Below are 21,376 nucleotides of genomic sequence, written 5' to 3'. Positions count from 1 at the left end.
CGGCGGGGCCCGTCGTCATGCCCCGCCCGGGCACCGTCGCCTGACCTGCTCGAAGGTGTCCTCGTCGAAGGCCACGATGTGCGCGGCCTCGACCGCCGTGCGCGCCTGCGTGATCGTCTCGACGGCGGCCGCGATGGCGTCGTCCTTGGGCCAGCCGTAGATCCCGGCACTGATCAGCGGGAAGGCGATGCTGCGCGCCCCGAGCTCGTCGGCCACCTCGAGGGAGCGTCGGTAGCAGGAGGTGAGCAGCGAGCGATCGGTCTGGCCGGCGCTGTGGTTCGGTCCGACGGTGTGGATGACCCACCGGGCGGGCATGTCCCCTGCGGTCGTCCAGCCGGCGTCCCCGGTCGCGAGGCCGTCGGGGAAGCGCGCGATGCAGTCCTCCAGCACCGCCGGACCGCCCGCCCGGTGGATCGCCCCGTCCACTCCCCCGCCTCCGCGCATCGCGGAGTTGGCGGCGTTGACGACCGCGTCGACCTCCTGGGTGGTGATGTCTCCCCGGACGGCAGTGAGCGTGACCATCGCTCCAGTCTCCCGTCGGCGGCTCCTCCGCTCAAGGGGTGCGAAGGGGGTGGCCCCGGCACGTCCGTCCGTTTACCCCGCGCTGGGCAGGGGTACCAGCAGGAGACCTGCACCCGCCTGCGCGCACGGAGGATGATGATGACTGCTCTGGGACCGCTGACGACGCTGACCGACCGCATCGAGCGACTGGCCCGGCTGGACGAGCCGGGCAAGGCAGTGGGCACGGCCATCCGCAAGGCGGTCCCCGCCGGCGGGGTCAAGGACGCCCTGAGCGGGACGTGGCTGGGCCACCCCGTGCACCCCCCGCTGACCGACGTGGTCATCGGCTCCTTCGTCGGCGCGAGCGTGCTCGACCTCGTCGGTCCGGACGACGGGCGGGCCTCCCGGCGCCTGCTGCAGCTGGGCCTGCTGACGGCCGTGCCGACGGCGCTGAGCGGGGCCAGCGACTGGGCCGACTCGGAGCTGGGTGACGAGGGTGTCCGCCGCATGGGTCTGGTCCATGCGGGAGCGAACGTCGTCGCACTGTCCCTGTACGCGCTCTCGCTCGCGGCCCGACGCGGCGGCCCGAGCCGGGCCGGGTCGGCCCTGGCCCTCGCCGGGTCGGCGGTCCTGGGCGTCAGCGGGTTCCTGGGCGGCCACATCACCTTCGTCCGCGGTACCGGGGTGAACCAGACGGCCTTCGACGTCGGCCCCTCCGACTGGACCGACGTGGTCGACGCGGGCGAGGTGCCACAGGAGGGGACCGTCGCCGCCATGGCCGGGGAGACGCCCGTGGTGCTGGGCCGGCACCGCGGTCAGGTCTTCGCCCTGCACGACCGGTGCTCCCACCGCGGCTGCGCGCTCAGCGACGGCGAGGTCGAGGAGCAGGTGATCACCTGCCCCTGCCACGGCTCGCGCTTCGACGTGCGAGACGGCTCGGTGGTGCGTGGGCCCGCGACGGCGACCCAGCCGGTGCTGGACGCACGCGAGACGGACGGCCGGATCGAGGTGCGCGTGCGGCGGGCGAGCCGGTGACCGCACCCGCTCCGACCCCCGCCGACGCGGACGACCACCGAGCGGGGGTCGGCGTCAGGAGCGCATCGCGCCGAGGCGGGCGAGCAGCAGCGCCTCGGCGACGCACACGTTCTCGAACTCACCCAGGTGCAGCGACTCGTTCGCGCCGTGGGCGCGGGTGTCGGGGTCCTCGACGCCGGTGACGAGGATGGCCGCGTCGGGGAACTTCTCCGCGAAGGCCTGCACGAAGGGGATCGACCCTCCGATGCCGACGTCGACCGGATCCGTGCCCCAGGCGTCGGCGAAGGCGGCGCGGGCCTGGTCGTAGACCGGTCCCTGCGCGTCTGCGGCGAAGCCCCAGCCCTGCTCGTCGAGCTCGACCTCGACCGTCGCCCCCCACGGGGCGTAGTCGGCCAGGTGCTTCTGCAGCGCGGTCCACGCCTCCTGCGGGTCCTGGGTCGGGTTGAGGCGCAGGTTGATCTTGGCGCTCGCGCCGGCGTTGAGGACATTGCCCGCCTCGTCGACCGAGGGCGCGTCGATGCCGATGACGACGGCGGCCGGCTTGGTCCACAGCCGGGAGGGGATCGAGCCGGTGCCGATGAGCTCGGTGCCCTCCAGCAGGCCGGACTCCTCGCGCAGGCGGGCCTCGTCGTAGTCGATCTCCGGGGCGTCGGTGTGCACGAGCCCCTCGATCGCGACGTCACCCTGGTCGTCGTGGAGCGTCGCCAGCAGGCGGCACAGCGTCGTGATCGCGTCGGGGCAGGCCCCGCCGAACATCCCCGAGTGCACCCCGTGGTCCAGGGTGCGCACGGTGACGACGGCGCGAAGGGAGCCGCGCAGGGTGGTCGTGAGCGCGGGCGTCCCGATGGCCCAGTTGAGCGAGTCGGCGAGGACGATGGCGTCCGAGGTCAGCTTGTCGCCGTGGCGCTCGAGGATCCGCGGCAGCGACTCGCTGGCGATCTCCTCCTCGCCCTCGACGAAGACGGTGACGCCGACGGGCAGCTCGCCCGAGTGGGCCCGCAGCGCGGCGACGTGCGCCATGACCCCGGCCTTGTCGTCGGCCGCGCCGCGACCGTAGAGGCGCCCGTCGACCTCGGTCGGCTCGAAGGGGTCGGTGTCCCAGTCCGCCCGGTCACCGGGGGGCTGCACGTCGTGGTGCGCGTAGAGCAGGACGGTCGGAGCGCCCTCCGGTCCGGCGGCGTGGCCGATGACCGCCGGGCGCCCCCCTTCCTCCACGATCTCGACCTCGAGGCCCTCCGCGCGCAGCAGCTGCGCGGTGCGCTCGGCGGCGGCCCGGACGTGGCCCTGGTCGAAGGAGTCGAGGCTGACGCTCGGGATCCGGGTGAGGTCCTCCAGGTCGGCGCGCACCTGCGGCATCAGCGCGCGGACGCGGGCGCGCAGGGTCTCGATCTGGTCTGCGGTGAGAGTGGTGTCGGTCACGCGAGCGACCGTATCGCGAGCCGCCGCGCGCATGCACCGGGGACGGGCGGGTACCGGTGGGATGCACCCGACACGAGGAGGAGTGATGGCTGCCGAGAGCCGCACGACGGTCGACCACGACGAGATCCGCACCTGGGTGGAGCAGCACGACGGTGTCCCGGCCCGCGTCGTCGGGACCGAGTCGCAGGAGGGGGTCGGCGTGCTGCGCATCGACTTCCCCGGCGGGGCCACCGAGGACGAGCTGGAGCAGATGTCCTGGGACGACTGGTTCGCGGCCTTCGAGGAGGACCGGCTCGCCTTCCTCTACCAGCCGCCCCAGGACGACGGAGAGGACACCACCTTCGTCAAGCTCGTCGAGCGCTGATCCACCGCGACCGTCGCGGGGGCGCCCGGCCGTCCCCGGCGACCCGGGTCGGCGCCCGTACGCCTAGAGTGCACCTCGTGTTCGGACGCAAGAAGGATGACCAGCCCGCCGCCACGGATGAGCGACCCCACCGCGAGGGGGCGAAGAACCGACCGACCCCCCGGCGCAGGGACCAGGAGGCGGCGCGCAAGCGACCCCTGGTGCAGAACGACCGCAAGGCCGCCAAGGCCGCCGACCGGGCGGCCCGTCGCGCCGAGGGCCAGAAGGTGCGCCAGGCGATGGTCACCGGCGACGACCGGCACCTGCCCCCGCGCGACAAGGGACCGGTGCGCCGCTACGCCCGCGACGTCGTCGACGCGCGCTGGAGCCTGGGTGAGCTGCTGCTGCCGCTGATGCTCGCCGTCCTCGTCCTCAGCCTCTTCGCCGGCTCGTGGGCGACCTTCGTCTTCCTCGCCGTCTACGTGCTGATCATCATCGCGATCCTCGACGCCTGGCTCCTGTGGCGCCGCACCAAGCCGAAGATCCGCGAGCGCTTCGGTGAGGACGCCGAGCTGCGCGGTGTCGGGATGTACCAGGCGATGCGCGCCTTCCAGATGCGCCGCACCCGCCTGCCGAAGCCGAAGGTGGAGCGGGGCGCCAAGGTCTAGGGGGCCTCGCCCGCGCACGGCGAAGGGCCGCACCTGCTCGCAGCAGGTGCGGCCCTTCGCGTCGTGGGTACTACTCCGGGGACAGCGGCATCGGCCCGTAGACCACCTCGGACTCGCGCAGCAGGCTCACCTGGGCGACACCGGCACCGGCCAGGTCCTCCCACGACTCGGCGAACCACGCCTCGGCGTCGGCCTGGGTCGGGAACGGCACGGACTGCTCGGGACGGTCGGGCAGTGCCTGGCCCGAGGCGTCCTCGAGCCGCCAGCGGTAGCTGTCGGTCATGACTTCACCTGTACGTCGACGAAGGGGGGCTTGGTCACCGTGGCAGGGACGTCGCGACCGCGCACGTCGATGACGATCTCGTCGTCCCAGGTGATGACCCGGTCGACCAGGATCAGGGCGATGCCCTGCTTGAGCGTCGGGCTGAAGGTGCCCGAGGTGACCACGCCGACCTCGTGGCCCTCGCTGTCGCGGACCGCGCAGCCGGGGCGCGGGATGCCGCGACCGGTCACCTTGGCGCCGCGCAGCAGGCGCGAGGACTTGGCCACGCGCTGGGCGACGAGCGCGTCCTTGCCCCAGAAGCGCTCCTTGTCCCAACCGACCGCCCACGCGGCGCGTGCCATGACGGGGGTGATCTCCGGGGTGAGGTCGTTGCCGTGCAGCGGGTAGCCCATCTCGGTGCGCAGCGTGTCGCGCGCCCCGAGCCCGCAGGGCAGCCCCTCGTAGGGCGCCATCGCCTCGACGAGCGCGTCCCACAGCTCGAGGCCGGCGGCTGCGGGGGCGATGAGCTCGTAGCCGCGCTCCCCCGTGTAGCCGGTGCGGCAGACGGTGAGCTCGTGGTCGCGCCAGCGGGCCGTGTCGTAGGACATGTAGTCGTGGTCGACGGGCAGGTCGAGGGCGCCGAGGACCTCGTCGCTCCGGGGGCCCTGGACGGCGAGGACGACGAAGTCCTCGTGGTGGTCCTCGACCTCGACGCCCTCGGGGGCCTCGGCACGCAGCTTCTCGACGACGGTGGCCGCGTTGGCCGCGTTGGGCATGAGGAAGAGGTCGCCGACACCACGCAGGTAGACGATGAGGTCGTCGATGACACCGCCGGCGTCGTTGCAGCACATCGTGTACTGCGCCTGGCCGGGGCCGATCCGGGTGAGGTCGTTCGTCAGCGTCGTGTTGACCAGCTCGTCCGCGCCGTCACCGCGGACGAGGACCTTGCCCAGGTGGCTGACGTCGAAGAGGCCGACCCGCTCACGCACGGCCGCGTGCTCTGCCACGACTCCGCCGCCGGGGTACTCGATCGGCATCTCCCAGCCGCCGAAGTCGGCCATCTTCGCCTTGAGGGCGACGTGCCGGTCATGGATCGGTGACGTACGCAGGGGGGAAGCTTCGCTCATGTGACGCACGCTACCGTCTCGCCCTACGGGATAGCCTCCCTGTTGGCACGACCACCAAGACACGACCGAAAGGTTCCCCCGACGTGACCACGTTGATGCTCGGCACTCGCTCCTACTCCGCCTGGTCCGGCCGATCCCTGGTGATCGGCGTCGTCGGCTCCGGGGACGAGGTGGCCGTGCGTGCCTCGTCCGCCCTGCCGAGGACCGCCGCAAAGCACCTGGACGCCGTCCTGCCCTCGCTCGACGTCGACGCCAAGGTCGCCTCGACGACGATCGTCCCGGCCGTTCCCGGCCTCAAGGCGGACGTCGTCGTCCTCGTCGGCCTCGGGAAGGACGCCGCGGCGGACGGGGGCCGGGCCGGCTCGGACTCCCTTCGTCGCGCTGCGGGTGCGGCCGTCCGGAGCGCCGGCAAGGGCTCCGTCGCACTCGCCCTCCCCCACGACGACGCGGCCGAGCTCGCCGCCATCGCCGAGGGCGCCGCCTCCGGCGCGTACACCTTCACCGCGCACAAGTCGGCCGCGGACGAGGGTGGCGACCGGGAGATCACGGTCTTCTCCGACCTCGACCGCAAGGCCTCGCCCAAGGAGGTCATCGAGCACGCGAGCACCGTCGCGCGCAACGTCTCCTGGGCCCGCGACCTGGTCAACACCGCGCCCAACCTGCTCTACCCGCAGTCCTTCGCCGAGACGGTGCAGGAGGTCGCGAAGGCCTCCCCCGGCAAGCTCACCGTCAAGGTCCTCGACGAGAAGGCGCTGGCCGACGGCGGCTTCGGCGGCATCACCGGCGTCGGTCAGGGCAGCACGCGACCGCCGCGGATCGTCACCCTCTCCTACGCGCCCCGCTCGAAGAAGGTCCCCCACGTTGCGCTGGTCGGCAAGGGCATCACCTTCGACACCGGTGGCGTGTGCCTCAAGCCCTCCGCGGGCATGCTGACCATGAAGTCCGACATGGCCGGCGCAGCCGCCGTCGCCGCGACCGTCGTCGCCGCTGCCGAGCTCGGTCTGCCCGTCGCCGTGACCGGCTACCTCTGCCTCGCGGAGAACATGCCCGGCGCGAACGCCCAGCGCCCCAGTGACGTCGTCACCATGCGCAACGGCACGACCGTGGAGATCCTGGACACCGACGCCGAGGGCCGCATGGTCCTCGCCGACGGCATGTGCCTGGCCGCCGAGTCCGGGCCCGACCAGATCCTCGACGTCGCCACCCTCACCGGCGCCTGCGTCGTCGCGCTCGGCCCGAAGATCTTCGGCGTCATGGGCAACGACGACACGGTCCGCCAGTCGATCACCAGCGCGGCCGAGCGCGCGGACGAGCCGAGCTGGCCCCTGCCGCTGCCGACCGACCTGCGCGCGACGCTCGACTCCGCGGTGGCCGACATCGCCCACAAGGGCGACCGCATGGGTGGCGCCCTGACGGCGGGCCTGTTCCTGCAGGAGTTCGCCAAGGACGCGAAGGGCAACACCATCCCCTGGGCGCACCTGGACATCGCCGGCCCGTCCTTCAACGAGGGCAGCCCGTGGGGCCACGTGCCCAAGGGCGGCACCGGCGTCGCCGTCGGCACCCTCCTGGAGCACATCGCCTCCCTGGCCTGATCCTCAGCGCTGTCAGCGCAGTCACCGGACGCCTTCCGCTCCCGCAGGGCTGGGGGTGGCCCTATGGACGAAGCCGGCGTCGTCTCCCGTCTCCTCACGACGGCGAGGTGCGCCGGCTTCGTCCATGAGTCGGGCCAACCCCCACCCTGCGTCCGTTCGACATCACCGGTCGACCGCGGTGACAGCGAGTCGATGACGTGGTTATCGACTGATGACCCGGTTATTGCCGGGCCATCAGTCGATAACCGCGCCCGGCGCACGTTGCCGATGGCCAGAGCGCGGCGACCGTTGTGCTGTGGTGACCGACGCACGCTCTACGCTGGGGTCCGTCCGTGACCCCGGACACAGTCCATGCAAAAGGAGCACCCCGTGGCCGACCCCACGACCTCGACCTCGTCCCCCTTCGACCTCGTCATCCTCGGTGCCGGCAGCGGCGGCTACGCCTGCGCCCTGCGCGCCGCGCAACTCGACCTGAAGGTCGCGCTCGTGGAGGAGGACAAGATCGGCGGGACCTGCCTGCACCGCGGGTGCATCCCGACCAAGGCGCTGCTGCACGCGGCCGAGATCGCCGACGGGGCACGCAACGGGGCCGCGCACGGGGTGCGCACCACCTTCGAGGGGATCGACACCGAGGCGCTGCACGCCCGCAAGGACAAGATCGTCGGGCAGCTGTACAAGGGCCTGACCGGCCTCATCGGGCAGGCCGACATCGAGGTCGTCACGGGCCGGGGGCGCCTCGTGGACGCCCACACCGTCTCGGTCGAGACCTCGGAGGGGACCCGTGAGGTCACCGGGACGACGGTGGTGCTGGCCACCGGTTCCTACGCGAAGACCATCCCGGGCATCGAGCTCGGACCGCGAGTGATGACGAGCGACCAGGCGATGAGCCTCGCCGAGATCCCGCAGCGGGTGGCCGTCCTCGGTGGCGGGGTCATCGGGGTGGAGTTCGCCTCGATGCTGCGCAGCTTCGGTGCCGAGGTGACGATCGTCGAGGCGCTCGACCGGATCGTCGCCGGCGAGGAGCCGGCGATCTCCAAGCAGCTCACGCGCGAGTTCAAGAAGCGCAAGATCACGACCCTCACCTCCACGAAGGTCGCCTCAGTCGACGCCGACGACTCGCGCGCCGTCGTCCACCTCGAGGAGGGCGACCCGCTGGAGGTCGACCTCGTCCTCGTCGCCGTCGGGCGCGGTCCGCGCGGCGAGGGCATCGGCCTGGAGGACGCCGGGGTCGCGACCGAGCGTGGCTTCGTGCCGACCGACGAGCGGCTGCGCACGAATGTCGACGGCGTGCGCGCGGTCGGTGACCTCGTCCCGGGGCCGCAGCTGGCCCACCGCGGCTTCGCCCACGGCATCTTCGTCGCCGAGGACGTCGCCGGTCTCGAGCCCGCGCCGGTCGAGGACGTGACCGTCCCCAAGGTCACCTACAGCGACCCGGAGATCGCCTCGGTCGGGCTCACCGCGGACGGTGCGAAGGGGGTTCTGGGCGAGGGCCGCGTGGTCGAGACGGTCACGTATCCCCTGGGCGGCAACGGCCGCAGCCTCATCCGGGGCACGAGCGGATCGGTCACCCTGGTCCGCGAGAAGGACGGTCCGGTGCTCGGTGTGCACATGATCGGCCTCGGCGTCAGCGAGCTGATCAGCGAGGCCCAGCTGGCCGTCGGGTGGGAGGCCCACCCGGAGGACATCACCCCGCTGGTGCACGCCCACCCCACCCAGAGCGAGGCGCTCGGCGAGGCCGCCATGCTCGCCGCTGGACGACCGCTGCACGCACACGCATAGGCTGTACGGGAACACACGAGCGACGCGGAGACACATGAGCATCGAGACCCGCTCCACCCACCCGGGCCGTGCCCGGGTGCGGGTGCGTCGGGCCGCGGTCCGCCCCGTCCTGCGGCGACGTCGGGATCGGGCCGATACATGGCGAGCCCGTGAACCATCTGGACAAGGACTCATGAGAGTCTGTGACGTATCCCATCTCGATAGAAGGAGCAGAGGCGCATGTCTGAGCGGGTGACCATGCCGGCGCTGGGTGAGTCCGTGACCGAGGGCACCGTGACGCGATGGCTCAAGAACGTCGGTGACACGGTCGAGGTGGATGAGCCTCTGCTCGAGGTCTCCACCGACAAGGTCGACACCGAGATCCCCTCGCCCGTGGCGGGGACGATCCAGGAGATCCTTGCCGAGGAGGACGACACCGTCGAGGTCGGAGCCGACCTCGCGGTCATCGGTGACGGTGAGGCCCCGGCCTCGTCCGGCGACGACTCCACCGACGAGTCCGAGGACGAGGAGCCCGAGTCCGAGGAGGCCCCCGCCGAGGAGACCTCCGAGGCGGAGTCCTCCGACGACACGGAGGAGGAGCCGGCGCAGGCCGAGTCCTCCGACACGTCCTCCGAGGACGCCGAGGAGTCCGAGTCCGCGCCCGCCGCGGAGAAGTCGTCCGGTGACGACGGCGACGGGACGACCGTCTCGATGCCCGCGCTGGGTGAGTCGGTCACCGAGGGCACCATCTCGCGGTGGCTGAAGTCCGAGGGCGACGAGGTCGAGGTCGACGAGCCCCTGCTCGAGGTCTCCACCGACAAGGTCGACACCGAGATCCCCTCCCCCGTGGCCGGCACGCTGACCAAGATCCTCGTCGAGGAGGACCAGACCGTGGAGGTCGGCGCCGACCTCGCGATCGTCGGTGGCTCCGGTGGCGGGTCCAAGGAGGAGCCGAAGGCCGAGGAGCCCAAGGAGGAGCCGAAGCCCGAGCCCAAGGCCGAGGAGCCCAAGAAGGAGTCCAAGCCCGAGCCCAAGGCCGAGGAGCCCAAGAAGGAGTCCAAGCCCGAGCCCAAGGCCGAGGAGCCCAAGAAGGAGTCCAAGCCCGAGCCCAAGGCCGAGGAGCCCAAGAAGGAGTCCAAGCCCGAGCCCAAGGCCGAGGAGCCCAAGAAGGAGTCCAAGCCCGAGCCCAAGGCCGAGGAGCCGAAGAAGGAGTCCGCGTCGTCGAGCGGGCCCTCCGACGCCGCCGCCTACGTCACGCCGCTCGTGCGCAAGCTCGCCGCGGACAACGACATCGACCTCGCGCAGGTCGAGGGCACCGGCATCGGTGGTCGCATCCGCAAGCAGGACGTCCTCGACGCCGCCAAGGCGAAGAACCAGCCGCAGGAGGCTGCTCCGGCCCAGCAGGAGGCTCCGGCCGCATCCGCACCGGCAGCAGCCGCTGATGGTGGCGCCGTCCCCGCGGGCCTGGAGTCCAACGTCCCGCAGTCCAAGCGCGGGACCCGTGAGCCGATGTCGCGCCTGCGCAAGGTCATCGCCAAGCGGATGGTGGAGTCGCTGCAGGTCAGCGCCCAGCTGACCACGGTCGTCGAGGTCGACATGACCAAGGTCTCGCGCGTCCGGGACGCCGCCAAGGCGGAGTTCCAGCGTCGCGAGGGCACGAAGCTGTCCTTCCTGCCGTTCATCGCCCTGGCGACGGCCGAGGCGCTCAAGGCCCACCCCGGTGTCAATGCCAGCGTCGAGGGCGAGGAGATCGTCTACCACAAGGACGAGAACCTCTCGATCGCCGTGGACACCGAGGGCGGTCTGATCACCCCGGTGGTCAAGAACGCCGGCGACCTCAACCTCGCCGGGCTCGCCCGCGCGATCGCGGACGTCGCCGACCGCACCCGCAACAAGAAGATCACGCCGGACGACCTGGCTGGTGGCACCTTCACCATCACCAACACCGGCAGCCGCGGGGCGCTCTTCGACACGCCGATCCTCAACCAGCCGCAGGTCGGCATGCTCGGCACCGGGTCGATCGTGCGCCGTCCGGTCGTCGTCAACTCGGAGGACGGAGGCGAGACCATCGCCATCCGGTCGATGATGTACCTGGCGATGTCCTACGACCACCGGGTCGTCGATGGTGCCGACGCCGCTCGTTTCCTCGGGACCGTCAAGGCCCGTCTCGAGGAGGGCAACTTCGAGGCCTGACATGTCCGCACCCCGACAGCGCGTCGCCATCACCGGTTCCTCCGGGCTGATCGGCGGCGCGCTGTCGCGTTCCCTGCGCGAACGCGGCCACGACGTCCTCCACCTCGTGCGCCGGGAGCCGAGCGAGCCCCACGAGCGCCGATGGAACCCGGACGCGGGCCACCTCACGCCGGGGCACCTCGCCAACGTCGACACGGTCGTGCACCTGGCCGGAGCGGGCGTCGGCGACCACCGCTGGACGCCCGAGTACAAGGCCACGATCCACGCCTCACGCGTCGACGGCACCGATCTGGTCTCACGGGTGCTGGCCGAGGGTGCCGGACCGACCCGGCTCGTGACCGCATCCGGGATCGCCATCTACGGCGATCGCGGCGACGAGATCCTCACCGAGCACTCGACGCCGGCGACGACCTTCCTGGCCGGCGTCGTCCGCGACTGGGAGGGTGCGACCACCCCGGCGAAGGACGCGGGCATCCCCGTCGCGCACGCCCGCACCGGCATCGTCCTGACCATGACCGGCGGCGCCCTGACGCCGATGCTGCGCGTCGGCAGGCTCGGCATCGGCGGACCACTCGGCTCGGGACGGCAGTACATGCCGTGGATCACCCTCGCCGACACCGTCGCCGCCTACATCCGACTGATCGAGGACGACTCGATCACCGGACCGGTGAACGTCACCGCGCCGCACCCCGTGCGCCAGCGCGATCTGGCCCGCGCACTCGGCAGACGGCTGCACCGCCCGGCCCTCGTGCCGACGCCGCGCACGGCGATCCGCGCCGCCCTCGGCGAGTTCGCCGACGAGGTGCTCGCCTCCGCCAGGGTCGTCCCCGAGCGGCTCCAGCGCGCCGGCTTCGAGCACGCCCACCCTCGGCTCGACGACGCGATGGACTGGCTCTTCCCCCGCGACTGACCCTCACCGCACGTCCCGCACCCGCCACGCTCCGGTCTCCCAGACGAGCACGAGGTCGACCTGCTGCCCGTGCGCTGCCGGACGCTGCTCCTCCCCCTCCGGGCCGACGACCGTGTAGGCCGCGGCATCGCTGGTCATCCGCAGCACCGCGACCCGTCCCCCGGCTCGCTCCAGCTGCGCCGACCGCACGGCCAGGTCGACACCGCGGTAGCGCGACCCGCTGGCGGTGAGCGTCCCGATCAGCTCGCGGTCCCGCTCGGCGGCCGGGGAGCCGGGCGCGTCGAGCCGCTCCAGCACCGCGGTGTCCAGGTCGAGGACCATCTGCTCCCGCAGTCTGGTCAGCTCGCGGGCCAGCCGCGTCGGCGCCGTCTCCGGCGCCGACCTGTCGGTGCGGACGCCGGTCGCCTCCTCCGCTCCGTCGGTCGCCACCGTCGGGTCGTGGAGCGGGCCACCGCGGGCTGCCTCGCCCGCACCGGAGAGCTGCCAGGGGATGAGGAGGCCCACGAGGACGAGACCGATCGCGACGGCGACGGCGAGGGCCACCCGGCCCGATCCCGGTCGCTCCGCCGCGTCCCGGGCGATCGCCCGGGGTGGGCTCAGCGGGGCGTCGTCCCGCGGTACCCGCGCCCCACGGGGCGTCTGCGCTCCACGGGCTGCCGGAGACGTGAGGGGCCCCGGCGAGGCATGGCGGGCCGACCGCCTGGCGACGGTCGCCCCCTTCGTCCCGGGCCGACGCCGCCACCAGCGGCGGGCGGGCTCGGGCTCGGGTGCAGCCATGAGCTCCCGCTGCCACTGCGGCACCTCGAGTGAGTCCGCGGCGGCCGACTCGCGGATGCGGCGGGTCAGGCCGCTGGCGACATCACCGGGCGAGGTGATGCGGATCGGCTCGGCAGGGGCGGAGTCGAAGACGGCGCGGGCGACCTCGCCGGCCTCGGGCCGGGCGGTCGGGCTGCTGACGAGACAGGTCTGGATCACGCGGACCAGCTCCGGGGCGTCGGGGACGAGGACCTGCAGGTCGCCGCGCTCGGTGACGTGCCCGGGCGGGGAGCCGGTCAGGCACAACCACGCCAGCGCGCCGAGGGCGTGGACGTCACTGCCGCGGGTGGGTTCGCCGCCCTCGAGGACCTCGGGCGCGACGTAACCGTCGGTGCCGTGGACCTCGCCGGGCGGTTCGCCGGTGAGGCGCGAGAAGCCCAGATCGCTCAGCGCGGGCCGCCCGGTGGGGGCGAGCAGGACATTGCCGGGGCTGATGTCCCCGTGGACGATGCCCAGCTCGTGCAGTCCGCCGAGGGCCCGGGCGATGGGGGCGATGATCGTGACCGTCTCCCCCGGCGTGAGGTGGCCGCGGGCAGCGACGACCTCCCCGAGGCTGCCGCCGGAGAGCAGCTCGAGGACCAGCGCCGTCGCCGGACCCTGCGGACCGTCGAGGGCGAGGGTCTCGTGGAGGGTGACCACGTGGTCGCCCGCTGCCTGCTGCAGGAGGGCGAACTCCCGCACCGCCTCCTCACCGGCCTCCCCTGGCAGGACCTTGACGGCGACGAGCTCGTCGTCGGCCTCACGTCGCGCGCGCCACACCCGGGAGGTCGCACCGGTGCCCAGGAGTGTGGTCAGGCGGTAGCCGGGGACCTCGGGCGGTATCTCGTCCATACCTCCACGATGGCCGAGAGCCCGGGACCGACCGTGAGGTTTTCCACATCCTTCCGCGGTCGTGGAATGAATCGCCGCCACCCGGGGATGTACCACCCATGGACATTCCCACCAGCCAGCTCAACGACGGCCACTCGATCCCCCAGCTCGGTTTCGGCGTCTTCCAGGTCCCGCCCGAGGACACGGCAGAGACGGTCCGCGCCGCGCTCGAGGTCGGCTACCGGCACATCGACACCGCCCAGATGTACGGCAACGAGGAGGGCGTCGGACAGGCGATCGCGGAGAGCGGCATCCCCCGCGAGGAACTCTTCATCACCAGCAAGCTGAACAACGGCAACCACCGGCCGGCTGACGCCGAGCGCTCCTTCGAGGAGACCCTGCGCCGCCTGGGGACCGACCGGGTCGACCTCTTCCTGATCCACTGGCCGCTGCCCACGCGCTACGACGGCGACTTCGTCTCCACCTGGCGGACCCTGACCGGCTTCCGCGAGGACGGTCGCGCCCGCTCGGTGGGGGTCAGCAACTTCCAGCCCGCGCACCTCTCCCGGATCATCGACGAGACCGGCGAGGTGCCCGCGGTGAACCAGATCGAGCTGCACCCCTACTTCGGCAACGAGCAGGCGCGCAGCGCCTCCCTCGAGCACGACATCCGCATCGAGGCGTGGTCGCCCATCGCCCAGGGGAAGGTCATCGACGACGAGGTCCTGACCCGCATCGGCGAGCGCCACGGCAAGACCGCCTCCCAGGTGGCCCTGCGGTGGCACCTCCAGCGCGACCACATCATCTTCCCGAAGTCGATGCGCCGGGCGCGGATGCAGGAGAACCTCGAGATCCTCGACTTCGTCCTGTCCGGGGAGGAGATGGCCGAGGTCAGCGCGCTCGACCAGGGTGCGAGCGGACGGATCGGTCCCGACCCGGACACCTTCGACGTGGTGCCTGACTGACCCTCGGTACCGAACGGTGAACACCGGCCCGGGTGGTGACCACCCGGGCCGGACGTCTGCGTCTAGCCTGCGGTCATGACGCGACACCCCACGATCCTCGCCACCTCCGGTGGTTACACCCGACCGGAGCGGGGGGACCTCGCCTTCGCCGGGCTCGTCCACCACGCGGTCGAGCTGTCCGGGACGACCTCCCGGCCGAAGGTGTGCACCCTCGGCACGGCGGGCGGGGACCAGCGGTGGTTCAACGCCTTCCTCGCCCAGGCCGGGACCGCCGCCGGCTTCGACCTGACCTGCCTGGACCTCTTCCCGATGCCGAGTGTCGAGGACGTCGAGGGACACCTGATGGAGCAGGACGTCGTCTGGGTCAACGGCGGATCGGTGGCCAACCTCCTCGCGGTGTGGCGGGTGCACGAGCTCGACGTGATCCTCCGCAGGGTCTGGGAGGCGGGAGTGGTCCTCGCCGGCGTGAGCGCCGGGTCGGTCTGCTGGTACCGGGGCGGGGCCACGGACTCCTTCGGACCCGAGCTGAGGCCGGTGACCAACGGTCTGGCGCTGCTCCCCTACGACAACGGCGTCCACTTCGACAGCGAGGCCCGGCGCCGGCCGACGGTGCACGCCCTCGTGGAGGAGGGGACCTTCGGCGAGACGCACTGCACCGACGACGGCGTCGGGCTCGTCTACCGCGGCACCGAGCTGGTCGAGGCCGTCGCCGAGGTGGACGGCAAGGGCGCCTACATCGTGACGAAGGGGGGCGACGGCCGGGCCGTCGAGGAACGCCTCGAGCCCCGCCGCGTAGGCTGATGCCATGCGCTTCGAGGAGCTCGGCTTCGCCCCCGACACCGTGGACTACCTGACCGCCTGGGAGCACCAGAAGAGGGTTCACGCGGCGGTCGTCGCCGGTGACCTCGAGGACACGACGCTGCTGCTCGAGCACACGACGGTCTACACCGCGGGCAAGCGCACCGAGCCGCACGAGCGGCCGATGGACGGCACGCCGGTCATCGACGTCGACCGCGGCGGCAAGATCACCTGGCACGGCCCCGGCCAGCTCGTCGGCTACCCGATCGCGCACCTGCCGGGACGCCGCGACGTCATCGCCCACGTGCGCCGTCTCGAGGAGATGATGATCCGCGTCGCCGCCGACGTCGGGGTGACCGCGACGCGCGTGCCGGGCCGCTCGGGCATCTGGGTGCCCGGGACCGACGGCCGCCAGGACCGCAAGCTCGGCCAGATCGGCATCCGGGTCTCCCGGGACGTCGCGATGCACGGCTTCAGCCTCAACGTGGACTGCGACCTGTCGTGGACGCAGACGATCGTGCCGTGCGGCATCCCGGACGCGGCCGTGTCCACGCTCGCGATCGAGACGGGGCGCGACATCACCGTCGCCGACATCCTCCCTTCGGCCAAGGCGCACCTCACCGAGGTGATGACGCAGGACCTCCCCCTGACGAAGGGGGCCTGACCCCCCTTCGTCCGTGGCGGGGACAGCCGCTCGTCCCGACAGGAAGGTCACGGTGAGGTAACGTCTGCGGTTCGCCCGGTACGACCGCTATCCGGAGGACCTCCCCCGATGACCGCCAGCGCGGAAGCCCCGCCCCGACGAGCCACGGACTCCCGACCCGGCGCCCCGTCCGGCCTGCGGAAGGACATCCAGGGCCTGCGGGCCCTCGCCGTCACGCTCGTCGTGCTCTTCCACCTCTGGCCGGACTCGCTCAGTGGCGGCTACGTGGGGGTGGACGTCTTCCTCGTGATCTCCGGTTACCTGATCACGACCCACCTGCTGAAGAAGCCCCCGCGCACCAGCCACGACCTCTGGGCGTTCTGGGCGCGTCGACTGCGACGGCTCCTGCCGGCGTCCCTAGTGGTGCTGGCGACCACCGCCGTCGCCACCCGGCTCGTGGCACCGAGCACCGCGTGGGAGGAGATCTCCCGGCAGATCATCGCCTCGACCCTCTACGTGCAGAACTGGGCCCTGGCCTCCAGCTCGGTCGACTACATGGACGCCGGCGCCATGAGCAGCCCCGTCCAGCACTTCTGGTCGCTGTCCGTGGAGGAGCAGTTCTACCTCCTGTGGCCGCTGCTGATCTTCTTCGTCACCTGGGTGGTCCTCCGACGCAGGAAGCGGACCGGCGCTGCCGGCCCGGTCGACGCGATCGCAGGCGACCTCGCCCTCGTGCGCCTGGCGCGCACCCTGATCGGCGCCGTGGTCCTCCTCTCCCTCGGCATCTCCGTCTGGGTCACCTCCGTGCAACCGGCGGCCGCCTACTTCATCACCCCAACGCGCATGTGGGAGCTGGGCCTGGGCGGTCTCATCGCCACCGTCGCCGCCACGGGCGCTCGCGCGCCGCGCGGGATGGCGGGTGCGCTCCTCGCATGGGCAGGGATCGCCGCGGTGCTCGCCTCCGCCTGGTGGTACACGTCGGCCACCCCGTTCCCCGGTGCGGCGGCCCTGGTGCCGGTGCTGGGCACGGCCGCGGTGATCGTGGCCGACTCCGACCATCCTCTCTCCCCGACCGCCCTGCTGCGACACCGGCCGGTCCAGTGGCTCGGTGACGTCTCCTACTCGGTCTACCTCTGGCACTGGCCGCTGATCGCGCTCCTGCCCTACGCCAGCGGGGGCGACCTCGGGATCCTCGACACCATGGTCGTCCTCGCGGCGACGCTCGCGCTCGCCGCGGTGACCAAGGTCCACGTCGAGGACCGCTTCCGCTTCCTCCGCCCGCAGGCGCCGGTGCGCTACAGCTACCAGCTCTCCGCCGCCGGGATGATCGCGGTCGCGGTCCTGGGCTCCGTGGGCTGGACCGAGACGGAGGTCCGCAACGAGGTGGCCAAGAAGGAGCTGGCCGCCGTCGAGCAGGAGGAGACCCCCTGCCTCGGGGCCGCAGCGCTGGCGAAGGGGGCGTGCAACGTCGCACCCGACGGGGAGGTCGTCCCCACCCCGGAGCTGGCCAAGAAGGACAAGGCCGACATCGACGAGGACGAGTGCTTCCCGGAGGGCAGGTACGACCAGCGGCTGTCGTGCAGCTTCGGCTCCGGCGGGACGAAGATCGCCCTGGTCGGCAACTCCCACGCGCGGCACTGGCTGCCGGCACTGCGCGAGCTGGGCAAGGAGAAGGGGTGGACGATCGACACCTACATCATCTCCCGGTGCGCCGCGACCGACGCGAAGCAGGAGTTCGACACCGACAAGAAGAGCGAGGACTGCCACGACTGGGGCCAGTGGGCCCAGGAGGAGACGAAGGGGGACGTGTACGACCTCGTCATCACCTCCGAGCGCCAGTCGGCGCCCATCGACGGCTACAGCGCGTCCGACAGCGGCCCTCCCGCCACCGAGGGCTACGAGAGCTACCTGTCCACGTGGGCCGAGGCGGGCACCAACGTGCTGGCCATCAAGGACCCGACCAAGCCGACCTTCGACGTCCCCGAGTGCGTCGCGGAGAACCCCGACGACCTCGAGGAGTGCTCCGGCTCGCCCGAGGAGTGGAAGGTCGATCCCGACCCGCTCGTCGAGGCCGCGAAGAACCTCGACCACGAGAACGTCGGCCACGTCAGCTTCGACGACCTCGTCTGCTCCTCGGACCGGTGCCGTGGGGTCACCGGCGGGGTGATCACCTACTACGACTCATCGCACCTCTCGGCGACCTACGTGAGGACGATGGCCCCGTACATGGCCGAGCCCATCGAGGAGGCGCTGGCGAAGGGGGACTGAGCCCGGCCGGGGCCGAGCACCCGTTGGTCTCCCCGCTCGGGCGCGGCGTACGCTGGGAGTGAGCCCGGCCACCTCCCGGGCCGTCGATCAGTGCCAGGAGAGTTGCGTGACCGTCGCACCCGAAGGACGTCGTCTGCTGCGTGTCGAGGCACGCAATGCCGAGACCCCCATCGAGCGCAAGCCGGAGTGGATCCGGACGACCGCCAAGATGGGCCCCGAGTACAACGCGATGAAGGGCCGCGTCAGCGGAGCGGGCCTGCACACCGTGTGCCAGGAGGCCGGCTGTCCCAACATCTTCGAGTGCTGGGAGGACCGCGAGGCGACCTTCCTCATCGGTGGTGACGTGTGCACCCGCCGCTGCGACTTCTGCGACATCGCCACGGGCCGTCCGACGAGTCTGGACATGGACGAGCCGCGTCGCGTCGCGGAGTCCGTCCAGGAGATGGGCCTGCGCTACTCCACCGTCACCGGCGTCGCCCGGGACGACCAGCCCGACGGCGCCGCAGGCCTCTACGCGGAGACGATCCGGCAGATCCACGCACTCAACCCCAACACCGGGGTGGAGATCCTCCCGCCCGACTTCGGTGCGAAGCCCGAGCTGGTCCAGCAGGTCTTCGACGCCCAGCCGGAGGTCTTCGCGCACAACCTCGAGACGGTCCCGCGGATCTTCAAGCAGATCCGCCCGGCCTTCACCTACGACAAGTCCCTCAAGGTCCTCTCGATGGCCCGCGAGGCCGGCCTGGTGACCAAGTCCAACCTCATCCTCGGGATGGGCGAGGAGGAGCACGAGGTCGAGCAGGCGATCAACGACCTCGTCGACGCCGGCTGCGACATCCTCACCATCACGCAGTACCTGCGCCCCTCGAAGCTGCACCACCCGATCGACCGGTGGGTCAAGCCGGACGAGTTCGTGCACTGGAGCACCGTCGGCGAGGAGCTCGGTCTCAAGGGCGTCATGGCCGGTCCGCTCGTGCGCTCGAGCTACCGCGCCGGGCGTCTCTACGCCACGGCGATGCGCAAGTGGGGTCGCCCGATCCCCGAGCACCTCTCCCACCTCGCCGACGCCATCGACGAGCCGGCCCGCCAGGAGGCCTCGACGCTCGTGGCGAAGAGCCGCGCACAGGAGATCCTCGACCAGCCGGCCACCGGCACCGACGGCTGACCGGGGCACCCCGGGAAGGAACTAGACTCACCCCTCATGGCCCGTAAGTCCGACAAGCCCAAGAAGCCGAAGCGCGAGAACCCGTTCAAGAGGTTCTGGTCCGTCTACAAGACGATCAAGCAGATCGACCCGCAGGTGAACCTGTGGATGCTGCTTGCCTTCGTCGGCGTGCTCGCCGTCGGCGCGGCCATCGGGCTGATCATGGGCCACATCTGGTCCTCGCTGCTCATCGCCCTGCCGGTCGGCATCCTCGCCGCCATGATCGTGCTCTCCCGTCGTGGCGAGCGTGCCGCCTTCAGCCAGATGGACGGGCAACGCGGCGCCGCCCTCGGTGGCCTGTCGGCGGTCAAGCGCGGCTGGTACTACGACCAGGAGCCGGTCGCCGCGGACGCGACCAAGCCGAACGACGTCCAGAACGCCGCGATGGTCTTCCGCGCCCTCGGCCGTCCGGGCGTCGTGCTGCTCGGCGAGGGGCCGAAGCACCGCGTGGACAAGCTCTTCGCCAAGGAGAGCAAGAAGGTCAGTCGGGTGGCGCCGGGCGTGCCGATCCACACCTACATCGTCGGCACCGGCGAGGGTGAGCTCCCCGCCCGCAAGATCCGCACCACCCTGATCAAGCTGCGGCCGCACCTGTCCAAGGAGGAGCTGTCGGTGGTCAACAAGCGGCTGAAGTCCCTCCCCGGCCTGCGTCAGGGCATGCCCGCCGGTGTCGACCCGAACAAGGCCCGGATGGACCGCAAGGCCCTGCGCGGACGCTGACCCTGCGAGCACGACCGCACCCGTCCGACCCCTCCAGGAGAGCACCCGTGCCCGCAGCACCGATCGCCCACGCCGAGGACCTCGCCGCCTTCGTCGACGCCTCCCCCTCCAGCTACCACGCGGCCGCCGAGGTGGCCCGCCGGCTGCAGGAGAGCGGCTTCACGGCCGTGGACGAGACGAGTGCCTGGCCGCACACCCCGGGCCGGTACCTCGTCGTGCGCGACGGGGCCGTCATCGCCTGGGTGGTCCCCGCGTCGGCGACACCGACGACGCCGGTACGCATCTTCGGCGCGCACAGCGACTCCCCCGGCTTCAAGCTCAAGCCCCAGCCGAGCACCGGCAGGCACGGGTGGCTGCAGGCGGGCGTGGAGATCTACGGCGGCCCGCTGCTGAACTCCTGGCTCGACCGTGAGCTGCGCCTGGCCGGACGACTGGTCCTCGACGACGGGAGCGAGGTCCTGGCCGACTCCGGTCCGCTGCTGCGGCTGCCGCAGCTGGCCATCCACCTCGACCGCGAGGCCAACGAGCGCTTCGCGCTCGACAAGCAGTCGCAGACGCAGCCGGTGTGGGGCGTGGGCGCCGCGGACTCCGCCGACCTCCTCGCCGAGCTGGCGGCCTCCGCCGGCGTCGACGCCTCGCGCATCCGCGGGTACGACGTCGTCACGGCCGACAGCGCCCGTGGTGTCGTCTTCGGGCGCGACGAGGTCTTCCTCGCGGCGGGGCGCCTGGACGACCTCGCGAGCGTGCACGCCGGCACGGTCGCCCTGGCGGCCGTCGGCGACGACATCGCGAGCGACCACATCCCGGTGCTGGCCGTCTTCGACCACGAGGAGGTCGGCTCCGCGACCCGCTCGGGCGCGGGCGGGCCCTTCCTGCAGGACGTCCTCGAGCGCCTGGGGCTGGCGCTCGGCGCGGACCGGTCCGAGCGGATGCGCGCCCTCGCCTCGTCGTGGTGCGTCTCCAGCGACGTCGGCCACTCGGTGCACCCGAACTTCGCCGACAAGCACGACCCCCACGTGCGCCCGCTGCTCGGCTCCGGGCCGATCCTCAAGCTCAACGCCAACCAGCGCTACGCCAGCGACGGCGCCGGCGGCGCCGCCTGGCACCGGTGGTGCGAGGCGGCCGGGGTGACCAGCCAGGACTTCGTCTCCAACAACACGGTGCCCTGCGGGTCGACGATCGGCCCGATCACCGCCACCCGGCTGGGGATCCGCACCGTCGACGTGGGCATCCCGATCCTGTCGATGCACTCTGCCCGCGAGCTCGCCGGTACGAGCGACCTGCTGGACCTGACGCGGGTGGCGCAGGCCTTCTTCCGCGGCTGAATCCCCCTTCCGCTCGCAAGAG

At 71.9% G+C, this 21,376-nt stretch carries 19 protein-coding genes; 14 read left to right on the top strand and 5 right to left on the bottom strand.

Annotation, left to right across the window (positions count from 1 at the left end):
* Window positions 1–15 precede the first annotated feature (15 nt).
* The gene (locus tag O9K63_RS03645) at window positions 16–522 is read right to left on the bottom strand and encodes an O-acetyl-ADP-ribose deacetylase (RefSeq protein ID WP_277240633.1); all 507 of its coding nucleotides are present in this window, start codon (window positions 520–522) and stop codon (window positions 16–18) included.
* A gap of 138 nt (window positions 523–660) precedes the next feature.
* On the opposite strand from O9K63_RS03645, the gene O9K63_RS03640 reads away from it, so the two are divergent.
* Window positions 661–1,536, top strand: a complete 876-nt coding sequence (locus O9K63_RS03640; protein WP_277240631.1) for a Rieske 2Fe-2S domain-containing protein — start codon at window positions 661–663, stop codon at window positions 1,534–1,536.
* Window positions 1,537–1,590: 54 nt separating this feature from the next.
* On the opposite strand, the gene O9K63_RS03635 is transcribed toward O9K63_RS03640, so the two are convergent.
* Window positions 1,591–2,988, bottom strand: a complete 1,398-nt coding sequence (locus O9K63_RS03635) for a dipeptidase (protein ID WP_277240630.1) — start codon at window positions 2,986–2,988, stop codon at window positions 1,591–1,593.
* Between the two features lie 52 nt (window positions 2,989–3,040).
* Between O9K63_RS03635 and O9K63_RS03630 the strand changes: the two genes are divergently transcribed.
* Window positions 3,041–3,319 (top strand): hypothetical protein, encoded by a 279-nt coding sequence (locus tag O9K63_RS03630; protein ID WP_277240628.1) that lies wholly within the window; start codon window positions 3,041–3,043, stop codon window positions 3,317–3,319.
* 77 nt (window positions 3,320–3,396) lie between these two features.
* Window positions 3,397–3,966, top strand: coding sequence for a DUF3043 domain-containing protein (locus tag O9K63_RS03625; protein ID WP_277240627.1), 570 nt, complete (start codon window positions 3,397–3,399; stop codon window positions 3,964–3,966).
* Window positions 3,967–4,036: 70 nt separating this feature from the next.
* Here the strand turns inward: O9K63_RS03625 and O9K63_RS03620 are convergent, their stop codons facing one another.
* Together O9K63_RS03620 and gcvT are read right to left on the bottom strand one after the other, a co-directional pair.
* The gene (locus O9K63_RS03620) at window positions 4,037–4,249 is read right to left on the bottom strand and encodes a hypothetical protein (protein WP_277240625.1); all 213 of its coding nucleotides are present in this window, start codon (window positions 4,247–4,249) and stop codon (window positions 4,037–4,039) included.
* Complete coding sequence (gene gcvT / locus O9K63_RS03615) at window positions 4,246–5,355, bottom strand: glycine cleavage system aminomethyltransferase GcvT (protein WP_277240623.1); 1,110 nt, start codon at window positions 5,353–5,355, stop codon at window positions 4,246–4,248. Before gcvT ends, O9K63_RS03620 begins: the two co-directional genes overlap by 4 nt.
* Window positions 5,356–5,438: 83 nt before the next feature.
* Between gcvT and O9K63_RS03610 the strand changes: the two genes are divergently transcribed.
* The 4 genes from O9K63_RS03610 (at window position 5,439) to O9K63_RS03595 (ending at window position 11,808) form a co-directional block, all read left to right on the top strand.
* Window positions 5,439–6,947 carry a leucyl aminopeptidase gene (locus O9K63_RS03610; RefSeq protein ID WP_277240621.1) on the top strand — a complete coding sequence of 503 codons (1,509 nt, stop codon included), beginning with the start codon at window positions 5,439–5,441 and terminating at the stop codon, window positions 6,945–6,947.
* Between the two features lie 369 nt (window positions 6,948–7,316).
* Complete coding sequence (gene lpdA / locus O9K63_RS03605) at window positions 7,317–8,726, top strand: dihydrolipoyl dehydrogenase (protein WP_277240619.1); 1,410 nt, start codon at window positions 7,317–7,319, stop codon at window positions 8,724–8,726.
* 219 nt (window positions 8,727–8,945) lie between these two features.
* Window positions 8,946–10,898, top strand: a complete 1,953-nt coding sequence (sucB, locus tag O9K63_RS03600; protein WP_277240617.1) for a 2-oxoglutarate dehydrogenase, E2 component, dihydrolipoamide succinyltransferase — start codon at window positions 8,946–8,948, stop codon at window positions 10,896–10,898.
* Between the two features lies 1 nt (window position 10,899).
* Window positions 10,900–11,808, top strand: a complete 909-nt coding sequence (locus tag O9K63_RS03595) for a TIGR01777 family oxidoreductase (protein WP_277240615.1) — start codon at window positions 10,900–10,902, stop codon at window positions 11,806–11,808.
* A 3-nt stretch (window positions 11,809–11,811) separates the two neighbouring features.
* Here the strand turns inward: O9K63_RS03595 and O9K63_RS03590 are convergent, their stop codons facing one another.
* Entirely contained in the window at window positions 11,812–13,455 is a 1,644-nt protein-coding gene (locus O9K63_RS03590) for a serine/threonine-protein kinase (protein WP_277240613.1), read from the bottom strand.
* A 98-nt stretch (window positions 13,456–13,553) separates the two neighbouring features.
* Here O9K63_RS03590 and O9K63_RS03585 point away from each other — a divergent pair, with 98 nt between their 5' ends.
* The 7 genes from O9K63_RS03585 to O9K63_RS03555 all read left to right on the top strand — a co-directional run bounded on the left by O9K63_RS03585 (window position 13,554) and on the right by O9K63_RS03555 (window position 21,354).
* On the top strand, window positions 13,554–14,399 hold the full coding sequence (locus O9K63_RS03585; protein ID WP_277240611.1) for an aldo/keto reductase: 846 nt from the start codon (window positions 13,554–13,556) through the stop codon (window positions 14,397–14,399).
* Window positions 14,400–14,474: 75 nt separating this feature from the next.
* Complete coding sequence (locus O9K63_RS03580) at window positions 14,475–15,200, top strand: peptidase E (RefSeq protein WP_277240609.1); 726 nt, start codon at window positions 14,475–14,477, stop codon at window positions 15,198–15,200.
* Between the two features lie 4 nt (window positions 15,201–15,204).
* Complete coding sequence (lipB, locus tag O9K63_RS03575) at window positions 15,205–15,861, top strand: lipoyl(octanoyl) transferase LipB (protein ID WP_277240607.1); 657 nt, start codon at window positions 15,205–15,207, stop codon at window positions 15,859–15,861.
* Between the two features lie 108 nt (window positions 15,862–15,969).
* Entirely contained in the window at window positions 15,970–18,108 is a 2,139-nt protein-coding gene (locus tag O9K63_RS03570) for an acyltransferase family protein (RefSeq protein ID WP_277240605.1), read from the top strand.
* A 106-nt stretch (window positions 18,109–18,214) separates the two neighbouring features.
* Entirely contained in the window at window positions 18,215–19,270 is a 1,056-nt protein-coding gene (gene lipA / locus O9K63_RS03565; RefSeq protein ID WP_277240604.1) for a lipoyl synthase, read from the top strand.
* A gap of 36 nt (window positions 19,271–19,306) precedes the next feature.
* The gene (locus O9K63_RS03560; protein ID WP_277240603.1) at window positions 19,307–20,029 is read left to right on the top strand and encodes a DUF4191 domain-containing protein; all 723 of its coding nucleotides are present in this window, start codon (window positions 19,307–19,309) and stop codon (window positions 20,027–20,029) included.
* Window positions 20,030–20,076: 47 nt separating this feature from the next.
* Window positions 20,077–21,354 (top strand): M18 family aminopeptidase, encoded by a 1,278-nt coding sequence (locus tag O9K63_RS03555; protein ID WP_277240601.1) that lies wholly within the window; start codon window positions 20,077–20,079, stop codon window positions 21,352–21,354.
* Window positions 21,355–21,376 lie beyond the last annotated feature (22 nt).

The sequence above is a fragment of the Janibacter cremeus genome (genome assembly GCF_029395675.1).
GTDB lineage: Bacteria > Actinomycetota > Actinomycetes > Actinomycetales > Dermatophilaceae > Janibacter > Janibacter cremeus_A.
The sequence above is the reverse complement of the archived record's forward strand: the minus strand, read 5'-3'. Positions and strand labels throughout refer to the sequence as shown.